23 protein-coding genes are annotated in these 21,503 nt (G+C 71.9%); 15 read left to right on the forward strand and 8 right to left on the reverse strand.

All coding sequences use genetic code 11. The annotated features are described in order from the left end of the window. The first annotated feature begins 82 nt into the window (after positions 1–82). Complete coding sequence (locus G3576_RS24175) at positions 83–715, forward strand: malonic semialdehyde reductase (protein WP_164697164.1); 633 nt, start codon at positions 83–85, stop codon at positions 713–715. A gap of 37 nt (positions 716–752) precedes the next feature. Here the strand turns inward: G3576_RS24175 and G3576_RS24180 are convergent, their stop codons facing one another. Then, positions 753–1,472: a response regulator transcription factor gene (locus G3576_RS24180; protein ID WP_164697050.1), complete on the reverse strand. Its 720-nt coding sequence runs from the start codon at positions 1,470–1,472 to the stop codon at positions 753–755. A 308-nt stretch (positions 1,473–1,780) separates the two neighbouring features. Between G3576_RS24180 and ribA the strand changes: the two genes are divergently transcribed. Continuing rightward, positions 1,781–2,962: a GTP cyclohydrolase II gene (ribA, locus tag G3576_RS24185; RefSeq protein ID WP_164697051.1), complete on the forward strand. Its 1,182-nt coding sequence runs from the start codon at positions 1,781–1,783 to the stop codon at positions 2,960–2,962. Continuing rightward, positions 2,962–3,492 carry a L,D-transpeptidase family protein gene (locus G3576_RS24190; protein ID WP_164697052.1) on the forward strand — a complete coding sequence of 177 codons (531 nt, stop codon included), beginning with the start codon at positions 2,962–2,964 and terminating at the stop codon, positions 3,490–3,492. Before ribA ends, G3576_RS24190 begins: the two co-directional genes overlap by 1 nt. A 4-nt stretch (positions 3,493–3,496) precedes the next feature. Here G3576_RS24190 and G3576_RS24195 read toward each other — a convergent pair whose 3' ends face one another. Further along, positions 3,497–4,126: a glutathione S-transferase family protein gene (locus G3576_RS24195; protein ID WP_164697053.1), complete on the reverse strand. Its 630-nt coding sequence runs from the start codon at positions 4,124–4,126 to the stop codon at positions 3,497–3,499. Between the two features lie 236 nt (positions 4,127–4,362). After that, positions 4,363–5,904, reverse strand: a complete 1,542-nt coding sequence (gene murJ, locus G3576_RS24200; protein WP_164697054.1) for a murein biosynthesis integral membrane protein MurJ — start codon at positions 5,902–5,904, stop codon at positions 4,363–4,365. Positions 5,905–5,995: 91 nt separating this feature from the next. Between murJ and G3576_RS24205 the strand changes: the two genes are divergently transcribed. From G3576_RS24205 to G3576_RS24220, 4 genes are all read left to right on the forward strand, one after another. Beyond that, entirely contained in the window at positions 5,996–6,355 is a 360-nt protein-coding gene (locus tag G3576_RS24205) for a hypothetical protein (protein WP_164697055.1), read from the forward strand. 94 nt (positions 6,356–6,449) lie between these two features. Further along, entirely contained in the window at positions 6,450–7,910 is a 1,461-nt protein-coding gene (locus G3576_RS31965; protein WP_164697056.1) for a methyl-accepting chemotaxis protein, read from the forward strand. Between the two features lie 126 nt (positions 7,911–8,036). Beyond that, positions 8,037–8,615 carry a nucleotide exchange factor GrpE gene (locus G3576_RS24215; RefSeq protein ID WP_164697057.1) on the forward strand — a complete coding sequence of 193 codons (579 nt, stop codon included), beginning with the start codon at positions 8,037–8,039 and terminating at the stop codon, positions 8,613–8,615. A gap of 4 nt (positions 8,616–8,619) precedes the next feature. Continuing rightward, complete coding sequence (locus G3576_RS24220; protein ID WP_207623018.1) at positions 8,620–9,111, forward strand: GNAT family N-acetyltransferase; 492 nt, start codon at positions 8,620–8,622, stop codon at positions 9,109–9,111. Here G3576_RS24220 and G3576_RS24225 read toward each other — a convergent pair. Beyond that, complete coding sequence (locus G3576_RS24225; RefSeq protein WP_164697058.1) at positions 9,095–10,381, reverse strand: DUF3422 family protein; 1,287 nt, start codon at positions 10,379–10,381, stop codon at positions 9,095–9,097. The two genes, G3576_RS24220 and G3576_RS24225, sit on opposite strands and share 17 nt — an antisense overlap. Positions 10,382–10,445: 64 nt before the next feature. Between G3576_RS24225 and dnaK the strand changes: the two genes are divergently transcribed. The 8 genes from dnaK (at position 10,446) to G3576_RS24265 (ending at position 17,195) form a co-directional block, all read left to right on the forward strand. Beyond that, entirely contained in the window at positions 10,446–12,569 is a 2,124-nt protein-coding gene (dnaK, locus tag G3576_RS24230; protein WP_268888578.1) for a molecular chaperone DnaK, read from the forward strand. 151 nt (positions 12,570–12,720) lie between these two features. Further along, on the forward strand, positions 12,721–13,878 hold the full coding sequence (gene dnaJ, locus G3576_RS24235; protein WP_164697060.1) for a molecular chaperone DnaJ: 1,158 nt from the start codon (positions 12,721–12,723) through the stop codon (positions 13,876–13,878). Between the two features lie 228 nt (positions 13,879–14,106). Further along, positions 14,107–15,015, forward strand: a complete 909-nt coding sequence (locus tag G3576_RS31970; RefSeq protein WP_235952412.1) for an SH3 domain-containing protein — start codon at positions 14,107–14,109, stop codon at positions 15,013–15,015. A gap of 48 nt (positions 15,016–15,063) precedes the next feature. Next, entirely contained in the window at positions 15,064–15,384 is a 321-nt protein-coding gene (locus G3576_RS32645) for an SH3-like domain-containing protein (protein WP_207623019.1), read from the forward strand. After that, positions 15,381–15,671, forward strand: a complete 291-nt coding sequence (locus G3576_RS32650; protein ID WP_164697061.1) for an SH3-like domain-containing protein — start codon at positions 15,381–15,383, stop codon at positions 15,669–15,671. Before G3576_RS32645 ends, G3576_RS32650 begins: the two co-directional genes overlap by 4 nt. Then, positions 15,671–16,258, forward strand: coding sequence for a nitrile hydratase subunit alpha (locus G3576_RS24255; protein WP_164697062.1), 588 nt, complete (start codon positions 15,671–15,673; stop codon positions 16,256–16,258). Before G3576_RS32650 ends, G3576_RS24255 begins: the two co-directional genes overlap by 1 nt. 19 nt (positions 16,259–16,277) lie before the next feature. Beyond that, complete coding sequence (locus G3576_RS31980; protein WP_207623020.1) at positions 16,278–16,700, forward strand: GNAT family N-acetyltransferase; 423 nt, start codon at positions 16,278–16,280, stop codon at positions 16,698–16,700. Between the two features lie 78 nt (positions 16,701–16,778). Continuing rightward, positions 16,779–17,195 (forward strand): DoxX family protein, encoded by a 417-nt coding sequence (locus tag G3576_RS24265; RefSeq protein ID WP_164697063.1) that lies wholly within the window; start codon positions 16,779–16,781, stop codon positions 17,193–17,195. A gap of 1 nt (position 17,196) precedes the next feature. On the opposite strand, the gene G3576_RS31985 is transcribed toward G3576_RS24265, so the two are convergent. From G3576_RS31985 to G3576_RS24285, 4 genes are all read right to left on the reverse strand, one after another. Beyond that, positions 17,197–18,162, reverse strand: a complete 966-nt coding sequence (locus G3576_RS31985; RefSeq protein WP_164697064.1) for a phosphodiester glycosidase family protein — start codon at positions 18,160–18,162, stop codon at positions 17,197–17,199. Then, complete coding sequence (locus tag G3576_RS24275; RefSeq protein ID WP_328729724.1) at positions 18,159–19,382, reverse strand: MFS transporter; 1,224 nt, start codon at positions 19,380–19,382, stop codon at positions 18,159–18,161. Before G3576_RS24275 ends, G3576_RS31985 begins: the two co-directional genes overlap by 4 nt. After that, entirely contained in the window at positions 19,379–20,050 is a 672-nt protein-coding gene (locus tag G3576_RS24280; RefSeq protein WP_164697065.1) for a nitroreductase, read from the reverse strand. The genes G3576_RS24275 and G3576_RS24280 overlap by 4 nt, the downstream gene beginning before the upstream one ends. A 247-nt stretch (positions 20,051–20,297) precedes the next feature. Next, a complete protein-coding gene (locus tag G3576_RS24285; protein WP_164697066.1) occupies positions 20,298–21,386 on the reverse strand; it encodes an isocitrate/isopropylmalate dehydrogenase family protein in 1,089 nt (362 codons plus the stop codon). Positions 21,387–21,503: the final 117 nt, after the last annotated feature.

Here is a 21,503-nt window from a genome sequence, read left to right on the forward strand (position 1 = left end):
GCGTGCCGCCGGCCTATCTCCCTCCGGCAGAGACCTGCCGGAGCCGCCTTCCATGACCGACCAAGCCCCCGCCTCCCCCGGTATGACCACCGAGCCCGCGCCGCCCACCCCGCCGGCGGTCGCGGAGCGTCCGGTGCTGGATGGCGCGGGGCTCGACCTCCTGTTCCGGGAGGCCCGCACCCACTACGGCTGGCAGGACCGGCCGGTGCCGGAAGCGAAGCTGGAGGAGATGTACAACCTCCTCCGCATGGGCCCGACCTCGGCCAATTGCAGCCCGGCGCGCTTCGTCTTCATCCGCACGGCGGAGGGCAAGGCACGGCTGAAGCAGGTGCTCTCCCCCGGCAACATCGAGAAGACGATGAAGGCGCCGGTGGTCTGCATCGTGGCGCATGACCAGGCCTTCTACGACAAGCTCGGCTTCCTGTTCCCGGGTGCCGAGCTGCGCGGCTGGTATGCCGACAACCCGGCGCTCTCGGATGCGACCGCGCTGCGCAACGGCACGCTGCAGGGCGCCTACCTCATCATGGCGGCGCGGGCCGTCGGGCTGGACGTCGCGCCGATGAGCGGCTTCGACAACTACCAGCTGGACAATTTGTTCTTCGCCGGCACGCGGTGGAAGTCGAACTTCCTGGTGGCGCTCGGCTACGGGGAGGCGGCGGCGCTGCCGCCGCGCAACCCTCGGCTCAGCTTCGACGAGGCTTGCCGCTTCGAGTGAGGGGATCGGGGGGCGTCAGCCCCCCAACCCGCCGGCATCAGGCCGCCTGGGCGCGCCCCGCGGCGGGGTCGAGGCGGTAGCCGCCGCCTTCCGTCACCAGCAGCCGGGCATTGGACGGATCCGGCTCGATCTTCTGGCGCAGGCGGTAGATATGGGTCTCCAGCGTGTGGGTCGTCACCGCGCTGTTGTAGCCCCAGACCTCGTTCAGCAGGATCTGCCGCCCGACCGGACGCCCGCCGGCACGGTAGAGGTACTTCAGGATCGCCGCTTCCTTCTCCGTCAGCCGGATCTTCCGGTTCCGCGCGGCTTCCAGCAGCAGCTTGGCGGAAGGGCGGAAGGTATAGGGCCCGACGGTGAAGACCGCGTCCTCGCTGTTGTCGAAGACGCGCAGCTGCGCGCGCAGCCGCGCCATCAGCTCGCTGACCCGGAAGGGCTTGGCGATGTAGTCATTGGCACCGGAATCGAGCCCGCGCACGATGTCCTGTTCGCCATCCGCCCCGGTCAGCATCAGGATCGGCATGCGGAGCCCCTGCTTGCGCAGCCGCGCGCAGAGTTCCCGCCCATCGCCGTCCGGCAGGCCGATGTCGAGGACGATGGCGTCGAAGCGCGCATCCTCCGCCGCCAGCCTGGCCGCGGCTTCGGCCGCGGTCCCGGCTTCGGAGGCCACGAACTCGCCGTCATGGGCCAATTGTTCCGCCAGCGTCTGCCGGAGGGCTTCGTCGTCGTCCACGACGAGGATGGGGCGTGGACCGGCCATGGTAGCTCCCGTATCTGTGAGGCGCCTTCACAACGGGCGCGATGCGCATCGGTTTCACGCAGCCGTGCCTGAATCTCGCGAATTCGGGACGCGACACGCGATCTGATCGTCCCAATCTTGCCCGAGGCGTCATGCAAGGGGCAAGCCTCGTGACCATACCGTCACGATCACCCTCGCTTGACGGGCAGAACGTTTTTCTCGGGGGCCCGCCCCCTCCCAAACGCCTTCCGCACGCCACATTCGAGCGCGCCAATGGGCGAGTACCGGAACGCCAGATGATGAAAACCTCCGCTCCCCTCGCATCACAGATGCGCGATCACGCCGTTGCTGCCCGAACCGATGCGGTGGGCAGCGACTCGGCGGTCGCCGCGCTTCGCGCCGTGCACCGTGTCGCCAGCGAATTGCGGCGCGGCACGCCGGTGCTGATCCGGGGGGCTGGAGGCGCCGTCGTGGTCGCGGCGGCGGAAACCGTCTCCGCGCGCGGCCTCGGCGAACTCGCCACCGCCGCGATCGGCCCGGCGCTGCTGCTGCTGGCCCCCGTTCGCGCCGCCGCGGTGCTGCAGCGCCCGGTGCCACAGGCCCTCGCCGCCGCCAATGCGGGCTCGCCGCCGGAGATGGGCGTGGTGGCCCTGCGCCTGCCGCCCGGCCTGCTGGACCCCGCCGCCCTGAAGACCCTGGCGGACCCGACGGCCGAGCGGTTGCTGCCGGCGGAGCCCGAGCGCGGCGCGGCGCCGCCCCATGCGCTGGCCGCCATCGGCCTGGCCAAGCTGGCGCGGCTGCTGCCGGCGCTGGTCGCCGCCCCGGCGGCGGAGGGCGCGGCCACGCGGCTGAACCTGCTGGCCGTCGATGCGGCCGACATACTCTCCTACCCCACCGGCGCCGCGGCGACGCTGACCCGGGTGGCGGAGGCGCGCGTGCCGCTCGAGGATGCGCCGGAGGCAAGGATCGTCGCCTTCCGCGCTGCCGATGGCGGGATCGAGCACCTGGCCATCCTGGTCGGCCAGCCGGAAGCGGCGCTGGAAGCCGGCACGGCACCGCTGGCCCGCATCCATTCCGAATGCTTCACGGGTGACCTGCTCGGCAGCCTCCGCTGCGACTGCGGCCCGCAGCTGCGTGGCGCCATCAAGCGCATGGCGGAGGATCCCTCCGGCGGCGTGCTGCTCTACCTCGCGCAGGAAGGGCGGGGCATCGGCCTCGTGAACAAGCTGCGTGCCTATGCGCTGCAGGACACCGGGCTCGACACGCTCGATGCCAATCGCGCGCTGGGTTATGGCGCGGATGAGCGGAATTTCTGGGTGGCGGCGGAAATGCTGCGCGCCGTCGGCATCGACCGCGTGCGCCTGCTGACCAACAACCCCGACAAGCTGGCGGGCCTGGCGGCCTGCGGGATCGGGGTGGAGGGGCGGGAGGCCCACCAGTTCGAGGCCAATGGCGTGAACGACGCCTACCTCGAGACCAAGGCCCGGCGCTTCGGCCACCTCCTGGCCTGATGCCGGCCGAGGCGGGTTACGCCCGCGTCCAGCCGCAGGGCGATGGCAAGCGCGGGCTGTTCATCCTGGATGGGCTCGTGCTGCGCTGTGCCCTCGGCAAGGGCGGCGTGCGCCCGGCGATCCAGAAGCGGGAGGGCGATGGCGCGACGCCGGCGGCCAGCATGGCGCTGCGCCGCGTGCTCTACCGCGCCGATCGCGGCCCGCCGCCGCGCTGCGCCGTGCCGGTGGAGCCGCTGTCGCCCAGCGATGGCTGGTGCGACGACGCGAATGATCGCGCCTATAATCGCCCGGTCCAACTGCCTTTCGACGGATCGCATGAGCGGCTGTGGCGGGACGATTCGGTCTATGACGTGATCGGCGTGCTCGGCTGGAACGACGCGCCGGTGAAGCGCGGCCGCGGCAGCGCCATCTTCCTGCATCTGGCGCGGGAGGATTTCTCGCCCACCGAGGGATGCGTGGCGCTGGGCGCCCGCGACCTGCGGGCGGTGCTGGAGGCCGGGTTGCGCGGCGTCACGGTGCTGGAGGGCTGACGCCTCATCCCTGCAGCGGCGGCGGCACCGTGGCCGCCACGGCGGGCCGGGCGAGCAGGCGGTCGAGATAGCCTGGAAGGTGCCGCGCCGCGGCGATGCGCGCGCCGGATTCCGGCAGGCCGCGCAGCCAGTAGAGAATGGGCACCAGATAGGCGTCCGCCAGGGTAAAGCTTGCGCCGCCGAGGAACCCCTCGCCCAGCGCAGCATCCAGCATCGCGAGGTGACGATCCAGCGCCGGCGCCACCTCCTCCACCCGCGCGCGGTCCGGGCTGCGGTCCGGCGTGCCGGGGAACAGATAGGCGAAGAGGTAGCGGCGGATCAGCACGGGCTCCGCGCTGGTCACGACGAGGGAGACCCATTGCTCCGCCTGCGCGGCCGCGCGGGGATCGCGCGGGATCAGGGCAGGTCCTTCGAAGCCCTGGTCGATGAAGGCCATGATGGCGCGGGATTCCGCCAGCACGAAGCCGTCCTGCCGCAGCAGCGGAATGCGGCCGAGCGGGTGCAGCCTCGCGACGTCCGGATGGCCGGGCGGCAGGGGGATGTTGGCATGCGCCACCCCCTTCTCCGCCGCCGCGATGCGGGTGGCCCAGACGAAGTTGCTCTGCGGGATGCCGATGATCTCGATGGGGGGCATGGGCGGTCTCCTCGGCGCCGGGATCGGCGTCCGGGGCGATGACGCGCGGGCCATGCCCGTTTCGACACGGCGGCTAGCAGGCTGCGGAAGAACGGGCGGCTGAGGATGGGCGAGCGAATTTTCGTGCAGGAAAGGATGACGCGAAGACACGATGTGGTTGCATCGTGGCGAGCGGCAGACGAATCCTGCGCGGAAAGGCGCCGCCCAGCCGACCCGTCCCGTTTTTCCGCAGCCTGCTAGGTCTTGCGCCGCCGCAGGCTCCGCAGCGCGTCGCGCAGGTCGAGTCCGCCCAGCGCCTGCGCCGCGCCGAAATAGCTGACGAGCCCGGCGCCGATCAGCAGCGCCAGCCCGCCGAAGCGGGCCAGGCCATGGTCCAGCGGGAAGATCGCGGCCTGCAGCGCGAGCAGGACGGCGGACATCACCAGGGCGGCGGCCAGCAGCCGCGGCACGGCGCGGCGCAGGCGGCGGTCCAGCACCAGCTGCCGCCGGCGGACCAGCAGCCAGCCCAGCACCAGCACATTGGCCCAGGAGGCGAGCGAGGTCGCGAGCGCGATGCCGACATGGCTGAGATAGCGGGTCAGCAGCAGGTTCAGCGCCAGGTTCAGCGCGACGACGCCGATCGCCACCTTCACCGGCGTCGCCGTGTCCCCGCGCGCGAAAAAGCCCGGGGTCAACGCCTTCACCAGCACGAAGGCCGGCAGCCCCGCGGCATAGGCGATCAGCGCGAGCGACGTCGCCGCGGTGGCCGTGGCGTCGAAAGCCCCGCGTTCGAACAGCGTGCCGATGATCGGCCGCGCGACGCAGGCCATGGCGAAGGCGGCCGGCAGGGCGAAGGCCAGCGTCAGCTCGATGGCCCTGTTCTGGCTGCGATGCGCCGACAGCGCCTTCCCCGTCCGCAGCTGGCGCGACAGCAGCGGCAGCAGCGCGGTGCCGACCGCCGCGCCGATGACGCCGAGCGGCAGCTGCGAGATCCGGTCGGCGTAATAGAGGAAACTCACCGCCCCCGCCGGCAGCAGCGACCCGATGATGATGCCGATGGCGAGGTTGAGCTGCGTGACCCCCGCCCCGATCAGCCCTGGCCCCATCCGGCGCAGCACGCCCCGCACCTCCGGCGTCAGCCGCGGCACCGAGAGAGGGTTGATCGCCATCCCCCCCATCCGCGCCGCCACGATCAGCATGAGGAGCTGCACGAGGCCGGAGGCGACGACGCCCCAGGCCAGCGCATGGGCGGGCGTGGCGACATAGGGCGTCAGGCCCAGCAGCGCCGCCATGGAGATCAGGTTGAACAGCACCGGCGCCGCGGCCGCGGCGGCGAAGCGGTCCATCCCGTTCAGCACGCCGGAGACCAGTGCCGCCAGGCAGATGAACAGCAGATAGGGGAAGGTGATGCGCGTGAGTTCCACGGCCAGCGGGAAGCGCAGCGCCTCCCCCACGAAGCCCGGGGCGAGGACGAACAGCAGCTGCGGCATGAAGATGATGCCGATGGCGACCAGGCCGCTCAGCGACAGCGTCATCAGCCCCGCCAGCGCATTGGCCAGCGCCCGGGCCTTGGCGGGGCCGTCCAACGCATAGGCGCCGGCGAAGGCCGGCACGAAGGCGGCGTTGAAGGCGCCCTCCCCGAAGAGCTGGCGGAACAGGTTGGGCAGGCGCAGCGCCACGAAGAAGGCATCGCCGATCGGCCCGGCGCCGAGGCGGGCGGCGATCAGCATGTCCCGCGCGAAGCCGAGGATGCGGCTCGCCATGGTCCAGCCGCCGACGGTGAAGATGCTGCGGAGCATGCCGGGGGTGTAGTCCGGATGCCGGGGGCGGGGAACCGCGGCGCGCCGCCTGTTCACTGATGATTAGCGCGACCGGGGTAAGCCCAGGGCAATGTCGCTCATCCCCGCATTGCCGCGCCTGACGCCGTCCCCGGTGCGGGGACTCGGCCCGGCCTGGCTGCTGCTGGGCGTGGCGACGATCGGCCTGCTCGCCCTGCAGGCCCTGCCGCGCGCCGGGTTGCCCGTGCTGGTGGTCTTTCCGCCAGGGCTCGGCCCTGACCGCGCGCTGGCCGGGCTGCTGGCGGTGCCGGGCTGGGACCCGGCGATGGTCCGGGCTTTCGGGCCCTTCGCCGTCGCGATCGCCGCACCGGCGGATCCCTCCGCGGAAGCCGGCACCTTGCGGCGCGGCAGCGGCGCCTGGCTGACCCTGTCCGCCCCCGGCCGCGCGGCCTGCATGGGACGGATCGGCTGATACGCCGCGCGTGTCGCGCGGCGGGACTGGTGTGAAACGACCGCTCCACGCCGTGCTCGCGGCGCGCCGGCCATCTTGTGGAGACGATGTCTCGATGGATCTCGATCGACTGCGCCAGGGCACGGCGCGCATGCTGCTGGCCACGCTCGCGGCCGGGGTGCCGCTGCTGGTCCTGACCGCCTGGATCTCGGGCGACCCCTGGGAACAGGTGCTGGGCGCGGGCGGGCTGTCGGCGGTGGCGCTGGTGGCCTCCCTCCTCGCGGCACGGGCCGGCATCGCGCATCCCGTGGCGCGCCCCGTCATCACGGTGGCGCTGATGGTGCAGGTCTCCGTGCTGGTCTGGGTGGCGCCCGATTCGCTCCGCATCGACATGCACATGGCCTATTTCGCGGCGCTGGCCGTGGCGGCGGGGCTGGTGGATCGCCGCGCGATCATCCTCGCCACGCTGACGGTCGCGCTGCATCACACGGTGCTGGCGGGCATCGCGCCCCTGGTCGTCTTCGGCGGCGAAGGCTCCATCCTGCGCGTTGCCGTCCATGCCGGCATCCTGGTGGCGGAGGCCGCGGCGCTGATCGCGCTGGTCACCGGCCTGCAGCGCGCCTTCGCCGCCGCCAGCGACGCGATGCAGCAGGCCGAGGCCGCACGGGCCGCGGAGCAGGCGGAAGTGGAGCGCCGGCTGGCACGGGACGCGACGGCCGCGGCGGAAGCCCGGGCGGGCCGGCAGGCCCTGGCCGCGACGGTGGAATCCGAGGTCGGCGGCGTGGCCGCCCATGTGGTGACCGCCGCCGCCGATATCGGCCGGGCGGCCAGCGGCCTCGGCGAGGCCACCAAGGCGGGGCGCGACAGCGCGCAGGATGCGGCGCGCGCCACCGCCGCCGCCGCCGCGGGGGTGCAGACGGTCGCCGCCGCCGCCGAGGAACTCGCCACCGCGGTGGCGGAGGTGACGCGCCAGGTCTCCAACGCGGCGGAGGTCGCGGGCCGCGCCTCCAGCCAGGCGCGGGAGACGGATGTGCTGGTGAACGGACTGGCGGAGGGTGCGGAGCGCATCGGCCAGGTGGTGCGGCTGATCAGCGACATCGCCGGCCAGACCAACCTGCTGGCGCTGAACGCGACGATCGAGGCCGCGCGCGCCGGCGATGCCGGCAAGGGCTTTGCCGTGGTTGCCAATGAAGTGAAGGCGCTTGCCGCGCAGACCGCCAAGGCGACGGAGGAGATCGGCCAGCAGGTCACCGCCATCCAGGCCTCCACCGCCGAAGCCGTGAAGGCCATCCGCGGCATCTCCGACGTGGTGGGGGACCTCGACGGCGTCGCCAGCGCCATCGCCGCGGCGGTGGAGCAGCAGGGCGCCGCGACGCGGGAGATTGCAGGCACCGCCGCCAAGGTCGCGCAGAGCACCGATGCCGCCGCCGGCGCGGTGGACCGCGCGGAGCAGGCGATCGGCACCACCAGCGCCGCCGTCGCCTCGCTGGACGAAACGGCGCGGCGGCTGGACCAGGGCGCGGCGACGCTGCGCCAGGCGCTGGGCAACACGGTGCAGGGGCTGCGCGCCGCCTGAGGCGGGGCGGCATGACCCCCGGGTGCTTGCCTGGGGGCATCGGGACGCCTAGGTGGGGGCGGCGCGTCCGTGACGCCTCCCCGTTCCGATCCGCCAACCAGGCCTGAGATCCAGATCATCACCGACATGAGCGACAAGCAGGATACCCCGAGCCCCGCCGAGACCCCGGCGGAGGCCGTTGCCGCGGCGACCGAGGGCAGCGCCGCCCAGCCCGGCGCCGTGCCGCCTTCGGATGCGGAGCGCGTTGCGGCGCTGGAGGCCGAGCTCGGCCAGATGCGCGACAAGTGGCTGCGCGCGGAAGCCGACAACGCCAATCTCCGCGCCCGCGCGAAGCGGGAGGCGGAGGATGCGCGGCTCTATGCCGTGCAGAAATTCGCCCGCGACGTGGTGGAGACGGCGGAGAACCTTCGCCGCGGCCTGGACAGCCTGCCGCCGGCCGCCGAGGGCGAGGCCGAGCTGCTGGCCAAGCTGCGCGGCGGGTTCGAGGGCGTGGAACGCGCCTTCGTCGCCATGCTGGAACGCCATGGCGTGCAGAAGCAGGACGCGCAGGGCAAGGCCTTCGACCCGGAACTGCACCAGGCGATGGCCGAGCAGCCGGCGCCCGACGGCGTCGAGCCCGGCACCATCATCCAGGCCTGGACGCCGGCCTGGACGCTGCATGGCCGCCTGCTGAAGCCCGCCATGGTGGTGGTCGCGGGCAAGTAGCCTGTTGACGCCTCGCGCCATCGCGCCGGCGGACCTGCCGGCGCTGAATGCGCTGAACGATGCCCATGCGGCGGCGGTGAACGCGCTGCCGCCGGCGGATTTCGCGGCGCTCGTCGGCATCGCCTTCCGTGCGCGGATGATCGAGGCCGCGGACGGCGCGCCGGCCGCGTTCCTCATCGCGCTGAGCCACGAGACGCCGCCGCAGGGGCCGAACCACGCCTGGTTTCTCGCCCGTCATCCACGCTTCGCCTATGTCGATCGCGTCGTCGTTGCGGACGCCTGGCAGGGGCGCGGGCTGGGGCGTGCGCTCTATGACGACCTCGCGGCCGAGGCGCGGGAAGCCGGCCTGCCGCTGCTGGCCTGCGAGGTGAACCTCGACCCGCCCAACCCCGGCAGCATGGCATTTCATCAGAAGCTCGGCTTCGCGCCCGCGGGGGAAGCGACCGATCCGCGCAACGGCAAGCGCGTGCGCTACCTGGTCAAGGCGCTGGGATAGCCTTCCGCCGGTTGCGGCGCATCCGCACCCAGACCAGCGCCGCCACCACCGGCACCAGCAGCGCCAGCACCGTCTCCGCCTTCCAGGCGCCGAGCGGCACGGGCTTCAGCGCGTAGCCCATCAGCGACAGCACATAGTAGGAAATGCCGGCGACGGAGAGACCCTCCACCGTCTCCTGCAGCCGCAGCTGGGCGCGGCCGGTATCGGCCATGGCGCCGAGCAACTTCTGCGTCTGCGCTTCCTGCGCCACGGCGACGCGGGCGCGGAGCAGGTCCACGGCGCGGCCACAGCGGACGGAGAGGTTGGCGATGCGCGTACCCGTCGCCTCCACCGTGGCGACGGCCGGGTCGAGCCGTCGTTCCAGGTATTCCGTCAGCGTCGGCAGCCCGTGCAGCCGGGCCTCCCGCAGCGATTGCAGGCGGCGGCCGACCAGGGCGTGGTAGGCGCGGGTGCCGCTGAAGCGGTCCGCCGTCTCGGCCGCCAGGCGCTCGATGGTGGTGGCGAGGTCCGTCAGTTCCTCCAGCGCTTCCCGTTCCTCATCCAGCTTGTCGAGGCCGGGCAGGCGCGCGGTCAGCGCGGCGAGGCCCGCGGAGGCGCGGGCGAGTTCGGGGCCGCAGGCGCGCGCCTGGGGCAGCGCGAGCAGGGCCAGCAGGCGGTAGGTCTCGACCTCCCACACCGCCTGGGCGAGGCGGCCGGCCAGCGCGGCCGTCATCCCGTGATCCTGCAGCAGGATGCGGGTGAAGCCATCCGCGCCGGGGCGGAAATCCGTCCAGGCCGTGGCGACGCCGGCGGAGAGGCTGGAACCCGCGAGATTGTCCGGCACGAAGCAGCCGGGCGGCGGCGGCTCGTCCTCCCCCGCCGTGCGCGGCACGGCGATATGGGCGGCGACCAGCGTGCGGCCGGGAAGTTCCGCCAGCCAATCCGTGGGCACGGCCTCGATCGCCGTATCCTCGAAGGGATCGGGCGCGCTGGCATCGGGGCCGGGGCGGAGGAAGGTCCAGCCATCGAATTCCGTGTGGCGTTCGTAGCGCAACGTGAAGCGCCCGAAATCGGCCAGCACGAAATCGGCACCCGCCGCCGGCGGCGTCACGCCATAGCGGCGGCACAGCGTCTCCAGGTGGCGGATGGCGGCTCCCCGGTCGGCCCCGGGCTCGCGCAGCAAGGCGAGCCGGCTGATCGTGACGGGGGTGGCGAGCGGCAGGGCCGGGCGGGCATGAAGCTCGCCGGCCAGCAGGTCGCGGTCGGGGTGCAGGGGGAGGGTCTTGATCATCGGCCGCCGCAATCTACACGAAGGCAGGCCAGCGCCGGAACGAAAGAAGCGACTTTTGCGCCACATGAGGCGGGAGGCTTCGGAACTTCCGCGCGCAAAGGTTGAGTCGCTGCCTCAATCCCCCTTCCGCCCCCTTGCCCGGGGCGACTGCGATGAATATGTCACAGCCCATCTACCAACCCCCATCCGGCAGGGGCCGGGGGCGGTGCCTTCAGGGGCCGCTCTCACGCCGCCGCAAGAGGAGCCACATCGGATGAGCAAGGTCATCGGTATCGACCTCGGTACCACGAATTCCTGCGTCGCCATCATGGAAGGCAAGGACGTCAGGGTCATCGAGAACGCGGAAGGCGCGCGCACCACCCCCTCCATGGTCGCCTTCGCCAAGAATGGCGAGCGCCTGGTCGGGCAGAGCGCCAAGCGCCAGGCGGTGACGAACCCCACCAACACCCTCTATGCCGTCAAGCGCCTGATCGGCCGCCGCTTCGACGACCCGATGGTGACGAAGGACAAGGGCCTGGTGCCCTATGCCATCGCCCGCGCGCCGAATGGCGATGCCTGGGTCGAGGTCGAGGGCAAGACCTACGCGCCGCAGCAGATCAGCGCCAACGTGCTGACCAAGATGAAGGAGACCGCCGAGGCCTATCTCGGCGAGAAGGTGACGCAGGCCGTCATCACCGTCCCGGCCTACTTCAACGACGCCCAGCGCCAGGCCACGAAGGAAGCCGGTTCGATCGCCGGCCTCGAGGTGCTGCGCATCATCAACGAGCCGACGGCCGCCGCGCTGGCCTATGGCATGGACCAGAAGAAGGGCGGCACCATCGCGGTCTATGACCTCGGCGGCGGCACCTTCGACGTATCCGTGCTGGAAATCGGCGACGGCGTCTTCGAGGTGAAGTCCACCAACGGCGACACCTTCCTGGGCGGCGAGGATTTCGACGCGCGCATCATCGACTACCTGGCCGACGAGTTCCGCAAGGAGCAGGGCATCGACCTGCGCGGCGACAAGCTCGCGCTGCAGCGCCTGAAGGAAGCGGCCGAGAAGGCGAAGATCGAGCTCTCCTCCTCCAAGCAGACCGAGGTGAACCTGCCCTTCATCACCGCCGACGCCTCCGGGCCGAAGCACCTGGTGATGCAGATGACGCGGGCGAAGCTGGAAAGCCTGGTCGATGACCTGATCCAGAAGACGCTCGAGCCCTGCAAGATGGCGCTCAAGGATGCGGGCCTCTCCGCCGGGGAGATCGACGAGGTCATCCTGGTCGGCGGCATGACGCGCATGCCGAAGGTCATCGAGGTGGTGAAGCAGTTCTTCGGCAAGGAGCCCGCGCGCAACGTCAACCCGGATGAGGTCGTGGCCATCGGCGCGGCGATCCAGGGCGGCGTGCTGAAGGGCGACGTCAAGGACGTGCTGCTGCTGGACGTCACGCCGCTCTCGCTCGGCATCGAGACGCTGGGCGGCGTCTTCACCCGCCTGATCGAGCGCAACACCACCATCCCCACCAAGAAGTCGCAGGTCTTCTCCACGGCCGATGACAACCAGTCCGCGGTGACCATCAAGGTCTTCCAGGGCGAGCGGGAGATGGCGGCGGACAACAAGCTGCTCGGCCAGTTCGACCTGACCGGCATCCCCCCCGCGCCGCGCGGCGTGCCGCAGGTGGAGGTGACCTTCGACATCGACGCCAACGGCATCGTCTCCGTCAGCGCGAAGGACAAGGCGACCGGCAAGGAACAGCAGATCCGCATCCAGGCGAAGTCGGGCCTCTCCGACAACGACATCGAGCGGATGGTGCGCGAGGCCGAGGCCAATGCGGAAGCCGACAAGAAGCGGCGCGAGGCGGTCGAGGCGCGCAACGGGCTCGATGCCCTGGTGCACTCCACGGAGAAGACGCTGAAGGAGAATGGCGACAAGGTCCCGGCCGCGGAGAAGGCCGAGGTCGAGGCCGCCATCGCCACGGCGCGCACCGCCATGGAAGGCCAGGACCTGGACGCCATCAAGGCGGCCAATGACAGCCTCTCCCAGGTCGCGATGAAGATGGGCGAGTCGCTCTACAAGGCGCAGGCGGCGGCGGGCGATGCGGCCGGCGCGGCGGGCGGCCAGCAGGGCGCCGGCGGCCCGGGCGGCAACCCGAACGACAAGGTCGTGGACGCCGAGTTCGAGGAAGTCGACCCGAAGAAGAAGAAGCCCTCGTAACAGGGCGAGGTCTCCGGATCGGCCACCGTTCCCGGCGCGCCCGGCTTCCGAAAGGGGGTCGGGCGTTGCCTTGTTGAAACAATGTCGCTGAACACGCTGCCCCACGGGCCCAGGCCCGACCGGGGCAGCCAGCGTGAGGACTTGGGGCCCCATGGCCAAGCGCGACTACTACGAGGTCCTGGGCACGGCCCGGGACGCGAGCGAGGAGGACCTGAAGAAGGCCTACCGCAAGCTCGCCATGCAGTACCACCCCGACCGCAACCAGGGGGACAAGAGCGCCGAGGCCAAGTTCAAGGAATTGAACGAGGCCTATGACGTGCTGAAGGATGCCGAGAAGCGCGCGGCCTATGACCGCTACGGCCATGCCGCCTTCGAACAGGGCGGCGGCGGGCCCGGCGGCTTCGGCGGCGGCGGTGCGGGCGGCAATCCCTTCGGCGGCGCCTTCGAGGACATCTTCGAGGAGATGTTCGGCGGCCTCGGCGGCCGTGGCCGTGGCGGGCGTGGCCCGGTGGGCCGCGGCGCCGACCTGCGCCAGCAGGTGGAAGTGACGATGGAGGAGGCCTTCGCGGGGGCGAAGAAGACCATCCGCGTCCCCTCCTCCGTCGTCTGCGAAGCCTGCAAGGGCACCGGCAGCGAAGGCCCCGCCGCACAGGCCGCCCAGACCTGCCCGACCTGCCAGGGGGCGGGCAAGGTGCGCGCGCAGCAGGGCTTCTTCCTGATCGAACGCACCTGCCCGACCTGCTCGGGCAGCGGGCGCATCATCAAGAACCCCTGCAAGGTCTGCGCCGGCCAGGGCCGCACGCAGCGCGACCGCACGCTGGCCGTGACCATCCCGGCAGGCGTGGAGGACGGCACGCGCATCCGCCTGTCCGGCGAGGGTGAGGCCGGGCTGAGGGGCGCGCCGGCGGGCGACCTCTATGTCGATGTCGGCGTGAAGTCGCACCCGATCTTCCAGCGGGACGGCGCCAACATCTTCGTCCGTGTGCCGCTGCGGATGACGCAGGCGGCGCTCGGCGGGGGTGTCGAAGTCCCCGTCATCGATGGTGGCCGCGCCCGCGTGACCATCCCGGCCGGCACCCAGACGGGCGACCAGTTCCGGCTGCGGGGCAAGGGCTTCTCCGTCCTGCGCTCCGCCGCGCGGGGGGACATGTATGTCCAGGTCGCGGTGGAGACGCCGCAGAACCTCTCGAAGCGGCAGCAGGAGCTGCTCGCGGAATTCGAGAAGGAATGCGAGAAGACCGGCCGGTCCAGCCCGGAATCGGAGGGTTTCTTCGCCAAGGTGAAGGAGTTCTGGGACGGGCTGAAATAGCCCGCTCTCTGACACCTGCGTGACCGGCAGGCACCGCCGCAACCCCGGCGGTGCCGCCCCGTTGAGCCCGTGACCGTCGCATCCCCCCATCGGCGGTCCAGGCAGGCGGCGGCGCGGTTCCAGGTCCCACCCGCGCCGCCGCCCGCCCCCCTCACGACCTCCGACGACATCGCAGGAACCGCATTCAGGTGCTTGACCCGGCACCCTGGATTGCGGAAGGGATCGGGCATGCGCTTTGCCCGTCCCGCGATCCTGTCGGTGCTGCTGGTCGCCCTCTCCGGGGGTGCCGCGCTGCCGCAATCCAGCATCGCGCCGTCCCAGGGGACGCTGCCGCCACCCCGGCCGGTTCAGGCGACGCCACCGGCCGCCAGCCCGCCCGCCGCGACTGCGCCAAGCCAGCCGCGCCCGGCCCAGCAGGGGCAGACCCCCGCGCGACCGGCCCAGCAAGCCACGCCGCCCAGGCCGCCGCAGCAGGGCGCCACGCCGCCGCGGCCCCAGGGCCAGCAGGGCAGCCAGGCGCAGCGTCCCGGCCAGCCACCGACCGTCGGGCGCAACCCGCAGCAGCCGAATCGCCGCCCCCCCGCCGCCGCCGCCGCCGCGGGGGCAGCGGCCGGGGCTGCGGCCGCCGGCGCCGCCGCCGCGACCAGCCGCGCGCCGGAACCGGCACAGCCGCCGCCCCCGCCCGTGCCCTCCACCGGCTCCGTCACCGGCCTCGCCCTGCCCCGCTTCGCCGCGCTGCGGTCGGACGAGGTCAACATGCGGGTCGGGCCCTCCACCAGCTATCCGATCGAATGGACCTTCCAGCGCCGCGACCTGCCCGTGCAGATCGTGGGCGAGTTCCAGCTCTGGCGCCGCATCCGGGATGCGGAGGGTGCGGAGGGCTGGGTGCATTCCTCGACGCTCGCGGGGCGCCGGACCGTGCTGATCCGCCCGCCCGCCACGGCGCAGGAAGTGACGCTGCGGCGCCGGCCGGAGGATGGCGGCGTCGCCGTCGCGCGGCTCCGCCCCGGCGTCATCGGCCGCGTCAGGGAATGCGAGGCCGGCAATGCCTGGTGCGAGGTGCAGGTGGCCGGGCATCGCGGCTTCCTGAAGCGCGCCGAGATCTGGGGCGTCGGCCCGGATGAAGAGGTGAAGTGACGCGCCACGCCGTGGCATCGCGCCGCGGATTGCGCATAGGATGGGCGCATGACGGACGAAATACCGCCCCCCGCTTTGCCCGTTTCGCCGCCACCGGCGACCCATGACCTCGGCGGCGCGCCCCGCTTCCGCTGCACGGCCGTCGAGCCGGATGACGAGGCGCCGCCCGATGAGTTCGGCAAGCGCGTCGATGCGCTGCGCCAGATCCTCGGCCGCAGCGGGCTGATGACGGTGGATGAGATGCGCCGCTGCATCGAGGCGATCCCGGAGCCGGAATACCACGCGCTCGGCTATTACGAGCGCTGGCTGCGGGCGATCTCGGCGCTGATGGTGGAAAAGGGCGTGGTGCCCGCGGAGAGCCTGCGATGACCGGAGCCTTCGAAGCTGGGCAGCGCGTCCGCGTGAAGCTGGATTTCCCGGAGCTGCGCGGCCCCTGCCACATCCGCACCCCGCATTACCTGCGCGGGCGCGAAGGTGTCGTGGAACGCCCCCTCGGCGCCTATCCGAACCCCGAGGACTTGGCCTTCGCCCGGCCGGCGCCGCGCATCCCGCTCTACCACGTGCGCTTCGACCAGCCCTCCCTCTGGAACGAGGGCGCGGCGGGGGACACGGTGCTGGTCGAGCTCTACGAGCATTGGCTGGAGGGCACGGCCTGATGGCCCATGCCCCCTCCGCGGAGAGCGTCGCGCTGCTCGACCGCTTCGTCGCCGCCCTGGTCGCCAAGGGCGTGCTGACGGAAGACCAGATCACGACCCAGATCGCGAGCACGGACCGCGCGAGCCCCGAGATCGGCGCGCGGATGGTGGCGCGCGCCTGGACCGATCCCGAGTACCGCGCCCTGCTGCTGCGCGACGGCGGCCAGGCGGCGGAGGCGATGGGCGTCTCCATGGCCGGCGCGCCGCCGCTCGGCGTGCTGGAGGATACGGACAAGGTCCATCACCTCGTCGTCTGCACGCTCTGCTCCTGCTACCCGCGCGCCGTGCTGGGCTATCCGCCGCACTGGTACAAATCGGCCGCCTATCGCGCGCGGGCGGTGCGGGAACCCCGCGCCGTGCTGGCGGAATGGGGCACCACGCTGCCGGATGGCGTCGCGGTGAAGGTGGTGGACAGCACGGCGGATTACCGCTGGATGGTGCTGCCGCAGCGGCCCGCGGGGACCGAGGGCTGGGACGCGGCGCGGCTCGCCTCCATCGTCACACGGGATGCGCTGGTGGGAGTCGCGCTGCCGCGCGCGGGGCAATGATGCTGCCGCGCGCCGGCGGGTGATCCGCCGGGCGATCCTGGACGACATTCCCGCGCTGATGCGCATCCGCCTCGCGGTGCGGGAGAACACCTTCAACCCGGCGCGGGTCTCGCCGGCGGATGTGGTGTGGTTCGTCGAGCAGGCGCCGGTCTGGGTGTGGGAGGAAGCAGGCGCGATGCGCGGCTTCTCCGCCGGGGATCCCCGGGACGGCTCGATCTGGGCGCTGTTCGTCGAGCCGGGGTTCGAGGGGCGCGGCATCGGAAGCGCGCTGCTGGCCCGCGCCTGCGCCAGCCTGGCGGAAGCGGGCCATGCGACCGCGACGCTCGACACCGACCCCGGCACCCGCGCCGCCGAATTCTACCGGCGGCAGGGATGGGTCGAAGGCGGGCGGGATGCGGCGGGGGCGCTGCTGTTCAGCCGCGCCCTCGTCACGGGGTCGTAGGGCCGCGCAGCCGCTCCCGCTTTCGCGCGTTGCAGCGCGAAAGCCAGGGCATTCCGCCCCATGGCCGGGAAGCCCTGCATGCCAGACCTGACCAACCACCCGACGATGCTCGCCTGGGCGCCACGGATGCTCTCCGTGCTGCGCATCATGGCGGGGCTGCTGTTCCTCGCGCATGGCACGCAGAAGATCCTGGGCTTTCCGCCCATGGCCGGCGGCGCGCCGTTGCCGGATGCGATGACCTTGTCCTGGGTGGCGGGGGTGCTGGAACTGGGGCTGGGCGCGCTGCTGGTGCTGGGCCTGCTGACGCGCCCCGCGGCCTTCATCGCCTCCGGCGAGATGGCGGCGGCCTATTTCATCGGCCATGCGCCGCGCAACTTCTTCCCCGTGCTGAACGGCGGCGATGCCGCGATCCTCTACTGTTTCGTCTTCCTCTACATCACCTTCGCCGGGCCTGGCCCGTGGAGCCTGGACGCGTTGCGGCGGCGAAGCGCGTAGCTCAGCGCGGCACGACGGCCAGCACCACCGGCAGGCCGAAGCGCCGCCACCACAGCGGCCAGCGCAGCAGGCGGATGCGATCCTCCACCGTCTGCGTTTCCCACAAGCCGCAGAAGTCGCGCTCATAGCCTGCAAGCCGGACGGCCTGGCAGGCGACAGGCCCGCCATCGAGGTTCAGCGCGATGGCGAGGTCGAGCGGCGCTTCGCGCAGGAAGTCCGCGAAACGCCGCAGCGAGAAGAAGGCATCGGCGGTGGTGCCGATGAGGATGCGGCCGTCGCGGTCCTGGCCCAGGAAGCTGCGATTGGCGAGCCAGCGCGCATCGCCGGCCGCGCGGCTGCTGCCATCGGGCGCCAGCAGCAGGGGCCAGGAGACGACGCCATCCCGCGCGCCGGCCAGCGCCGCCCGCCAATCCTGGCCGCGGAGGTCGAGGAGGCGCGTGCCGGAAGCGTCGCTGACCACGGCGCCATGGCGTGCCTCATAGGTGGCGGGGCCGAGGCGCTGTCCGTCGCTGACCATCGGCGTGTCGGGATCGCCGTAGCGATCGTAGAAGCTGCCATTGACGACGAGCACGGCGCCCAGCGCCCGCCGCCAGTCCCGGAGGTCGCGGTTGCCGGCGGGCGCGCCGCGCGCGATGAGGCGGAAATGGCGCGGATCGATGCGCGTCAGCAGCAGGCGATCGACTTCCGCCTCCCCGGCCAGCACCGGCATCTCCGCCACCTCGAAGCCCTCGGCCAGGCTGCGCCAGGCGATGGGGCCCGCGCGCACCGCCGGGACGGGATCGCGCAGCGCCAGCCGCATGGCGGGCGAGAGGCGCGCATCATCCCGCGTGACATCGACCCAGTAGCTGCCGCCCCGCCGCAGCACGATGGTGACGCCGTAGAGCCCCGCCTGCGCATAGGCCCAGCCGAGCCCGGCCAGGATCGCAAGCAGCGCGAGACTCCCCAGCCAGGCGAGGCGGCGCCTCACGCCATCGCCGCCTTGCCCCGCATGCCTTGCGCGCGGATCAGCAGGGTGGTGACGATGATGAGGTTCACCAGGTTCCAGGCGACGCCGTTGAGGAAGGCGGCGGCGTAGCTGCCGGTCAGGTCGAAGATCAGGCCGGAGACCCAGCCGCCGATCGCCATGCCCGCCAGCGTCGCCATCAGCACGATGCCGACGCGCGTGCCGGCCTCCCGCGCCGGGAAATACTCCCGCACGATGATGGCGTAGGATGGCACGATGCCGCCCTGGAACAGGCCGAACAGCGCGGAAATCACATACAGCGACACCAGGCTGTCGAAGCCGAGGTAGAGCACCAGCGCCGCGCCCTGCAGCAGCGATCCCAGCAGCAGCGTCCGCAGGCCGCCGATGCGGTCGGCGATGAAGCCGGAGGCGATGCGGGAGACGATGCCGAAGGCGAGCATGAGGGAGAGCATCTCCGTCCCCCGCGCCACGCCATAGCCGAGGTCCCCGCAATAGGCGACGATATGGACCTGCGGCATGGCCATGGCGATGCAGCAGCCGATGCCCGCGAAGCCCAGCACGCCCGTCAGCATATTCTTCGACATGCCGAGCGGACGGTCCACGCGCTGCGGCGGCGCGCCGGCGACGGCTGGCGCCACCCTCGCCACCGGCGGCCGCGCGCGCAGCATCAGCGCGATCAGCGGCATGGTCGCCAGCACGATGCAGCCGACGACGATATGCGCCACGCGCCAGCCCCAGCTGCCGATCAGCACCGTCAGCAACGGCGGCCAGACGACGCCCGCGAGGTAGTTGCCCGATGCCGCCAGCGCCACGGCGATGCCGCGGCGGCGCATGAACCACATCGACGCATCGGCCATCAGCGGGCCGAAGCTGGCGGAGGAGCCCAGCGCCCCGATCAGCACGCCCTGCACCAGGGCGAAGACCAGCAGGCTCGGCGCCAGGCCCGCCAGGATGTAGCCGAGCCCCATGACGCAGGAGGCGATCATCACGGGCCACATCGCGCCGAAGCGGTCCGACATGCGCCCCATCAGGATACCGCCGAGGGCGAAGCCCACCATGGTCAGCGTGTAGGGGAGCGACGCATCGGCGCGGGTCGCCTGGAATTCCGCCTGCACGAAGGGCAGCGCGACCACCACGGACCACATGCCCGCCCCGCCCAGCGTGGACAGCGCCATGATGGCGGAGAGCCGGATCCAGCTCTGCCGGCTGTCGAGATGCGTCACGCGCCGGGTCCGAAGGTGACGAAGGTGGAGAGCGGCTCCCGTTCCGTCACCAGCGCGTTGGTGGGCTCATCCGCATCGGCGATGCCGATCGACATGCCGCAGACCAGCGCCTGGTCATCCGGGATGCCGAGATGGGCGCGCACCACGTCGTGGTGGTCGCAGAAGGCGGCCTGGGCGCAGGTGTCGAGGCCCTCGGCGCGGGCCGCCAGCATGATGGACTGGAGGAACATCCCGTAGTCGAGCCAGGAGCCCTGTTCCATGTCGCGGTCGATGGAGAAGAAGAGGCCGACGGGCGCGCCGAAGAAGTCGAAGTTGCGGGCGCGCTGCGCATGGGCGGCCTGCGTGTCGCCGCGGCCGATGCCGGCGAGTTTGTAGAGCCCGAAGCCGCAGGCGCGGCGGCGCGCCAGGTAGGGTTCGCGCCAGACCCGTGGATAGTAGTGGTAGTCGCGTTCGACCTTGGCGCCGGCATCGTGCGCGGCGCGCAGCGCGCGGGAGAGGGCGGCCTTCTCCTCGCCTACCGTGACGCGCACGCGCCAGGGCTGGATGTTGGAGCCTGAGGGCGCGCGGGATGCCGCGCCAAGGATTTTTTCCAGTGTCGCGCGCGGGATGGGGTCTGGCCGGAAGCCGCGGATGCTGCGGCGCGTGGCCAGGGCCTCGAACACGTCCATGGTTTTTGGCGCTGCTCCCGCTTGCTTGCTTTGAGTTTGTCGCGCCCGGTGAGTTGGCGCAAATCGATGGCGGGGTCCGGGGGGCGCCACGCCCCCCGGCGGAGCACGAGGCGGAGCCTCGTTCTGTTCATGCCCTCAAGCGCCGGGCGCGGCCTCCGGCCGCTTGGCTCGCCGGACTTCCGGCGGGCCGCATTCGCGGCCTCGGCCGCCAAAGGCGGCCGCAGGTCACTCCATCGTGCCGTTGGAGTCACCCGATCTGTTCGGCGATCGCTTCCGCCACGCCCTTCGTCCCCACGCCCCCGAATTCCGCGCTGCGGAGCCCTTTCGCGAAGGCCGCATCGACCGCGCCTTCCATCTCGGTCGCCGCATCCGCGAATCCCTGCCCCACGCCACGCATCGCCAGCCAGTCCAGCATCAGCGCGGCGGACAGGATCGCCGCCGTCGGGTTGGCGATGCCCTTGCCCGCGATGTCGGGACCCGTGCCGTGGCTGGGTTGGAAGACCGCGTGGGTGTCACCGATATCGGCGGAGGGGGCGTAGCCCATGCCGCCGATGAGGCCGGCGCCGAGGTCGGAGAGGATGTCGCCGAACATGTTCTCGGTCGGCAGCACGTCGAAGTCCCACGGCTTGCGGATCATGTCGAGCGCCATGGCATCGACGTAGTGCGCATCGGCGGGGACGCCGGGGAACTCCGCGGCGATCTCGAGGAAGACCTTCCGCATGAAGGCCATGGAGGTGAAGACGTTGGCCTTGTCCACCAGCGTCACGCGCTGCGGGCGCCCAAGCCGCGCGGCGCGCCGCTCCGCCAGGCGGAAGGCGAAGCGGGAGAGGCGTTCGGTGGTGGCGCGGGTGATGAGCATGGTGTCGCGCGCCTCGGCATCGTCGGTCACGGTGCCGCGGCCGCGGGCGTAGAAGAGTCCTTCCGTGCTCTCCCGCAGGATCACCAGGTCGATGTCCTTGGCGCGCGGGTCGGAGAGCGGCAGCGGCACGCCGGGGATGGCGCGGATCGGGCGCACGCCGGCGTAGAGGCCGAGGCGGAAGCGGAGGTCGAGCTGGGGCGCGATCTCCGTGCCGTCCTCGTAGCGGATGCCGGGCCAGCCCATGGCGCCGAGCAGGATGGCGTCGGCGGCTTTCGCGCGCTCGAAGGTCTCCTCCGACATCGCGGTGCCGCTGCGCTGATAGGCGAAGGCGCCGGCGTCCAGCGTTTCCGTCGCGATGCCGATGGCGTGGCGGCGGGCCAGCTTCTCCAGCACGAAGGTGGCGGCTTCCGTCACTTCCGTGCCGATGCCGTCGCCAGGCAGAAGGGCGATGCGGACGCTGTTGCTGGGGGTGGCCATGGCGGGGTTTCCTGGGTGCTTTGCGCCATAACGGCATGGCGGCGGCACGGCGCCAAGCCCGGCTAGCGTTAACGAATGCAGCCGGAAGATGCATTCGTTAACGCAATAATCGCCTTC

Origin of the sequence: Falsiroseomonas algicola (genome assembly GCF_011040385.1) — a bacterium.
In the GTDB taxonomy this organism is placed as follows: Bacteria; Pseudomonadota; Alphaproteobacteria; order Acetobacterales; family Acetobacteraceae; genus Falsiroseomonas; species Falsiroseomonas algicola.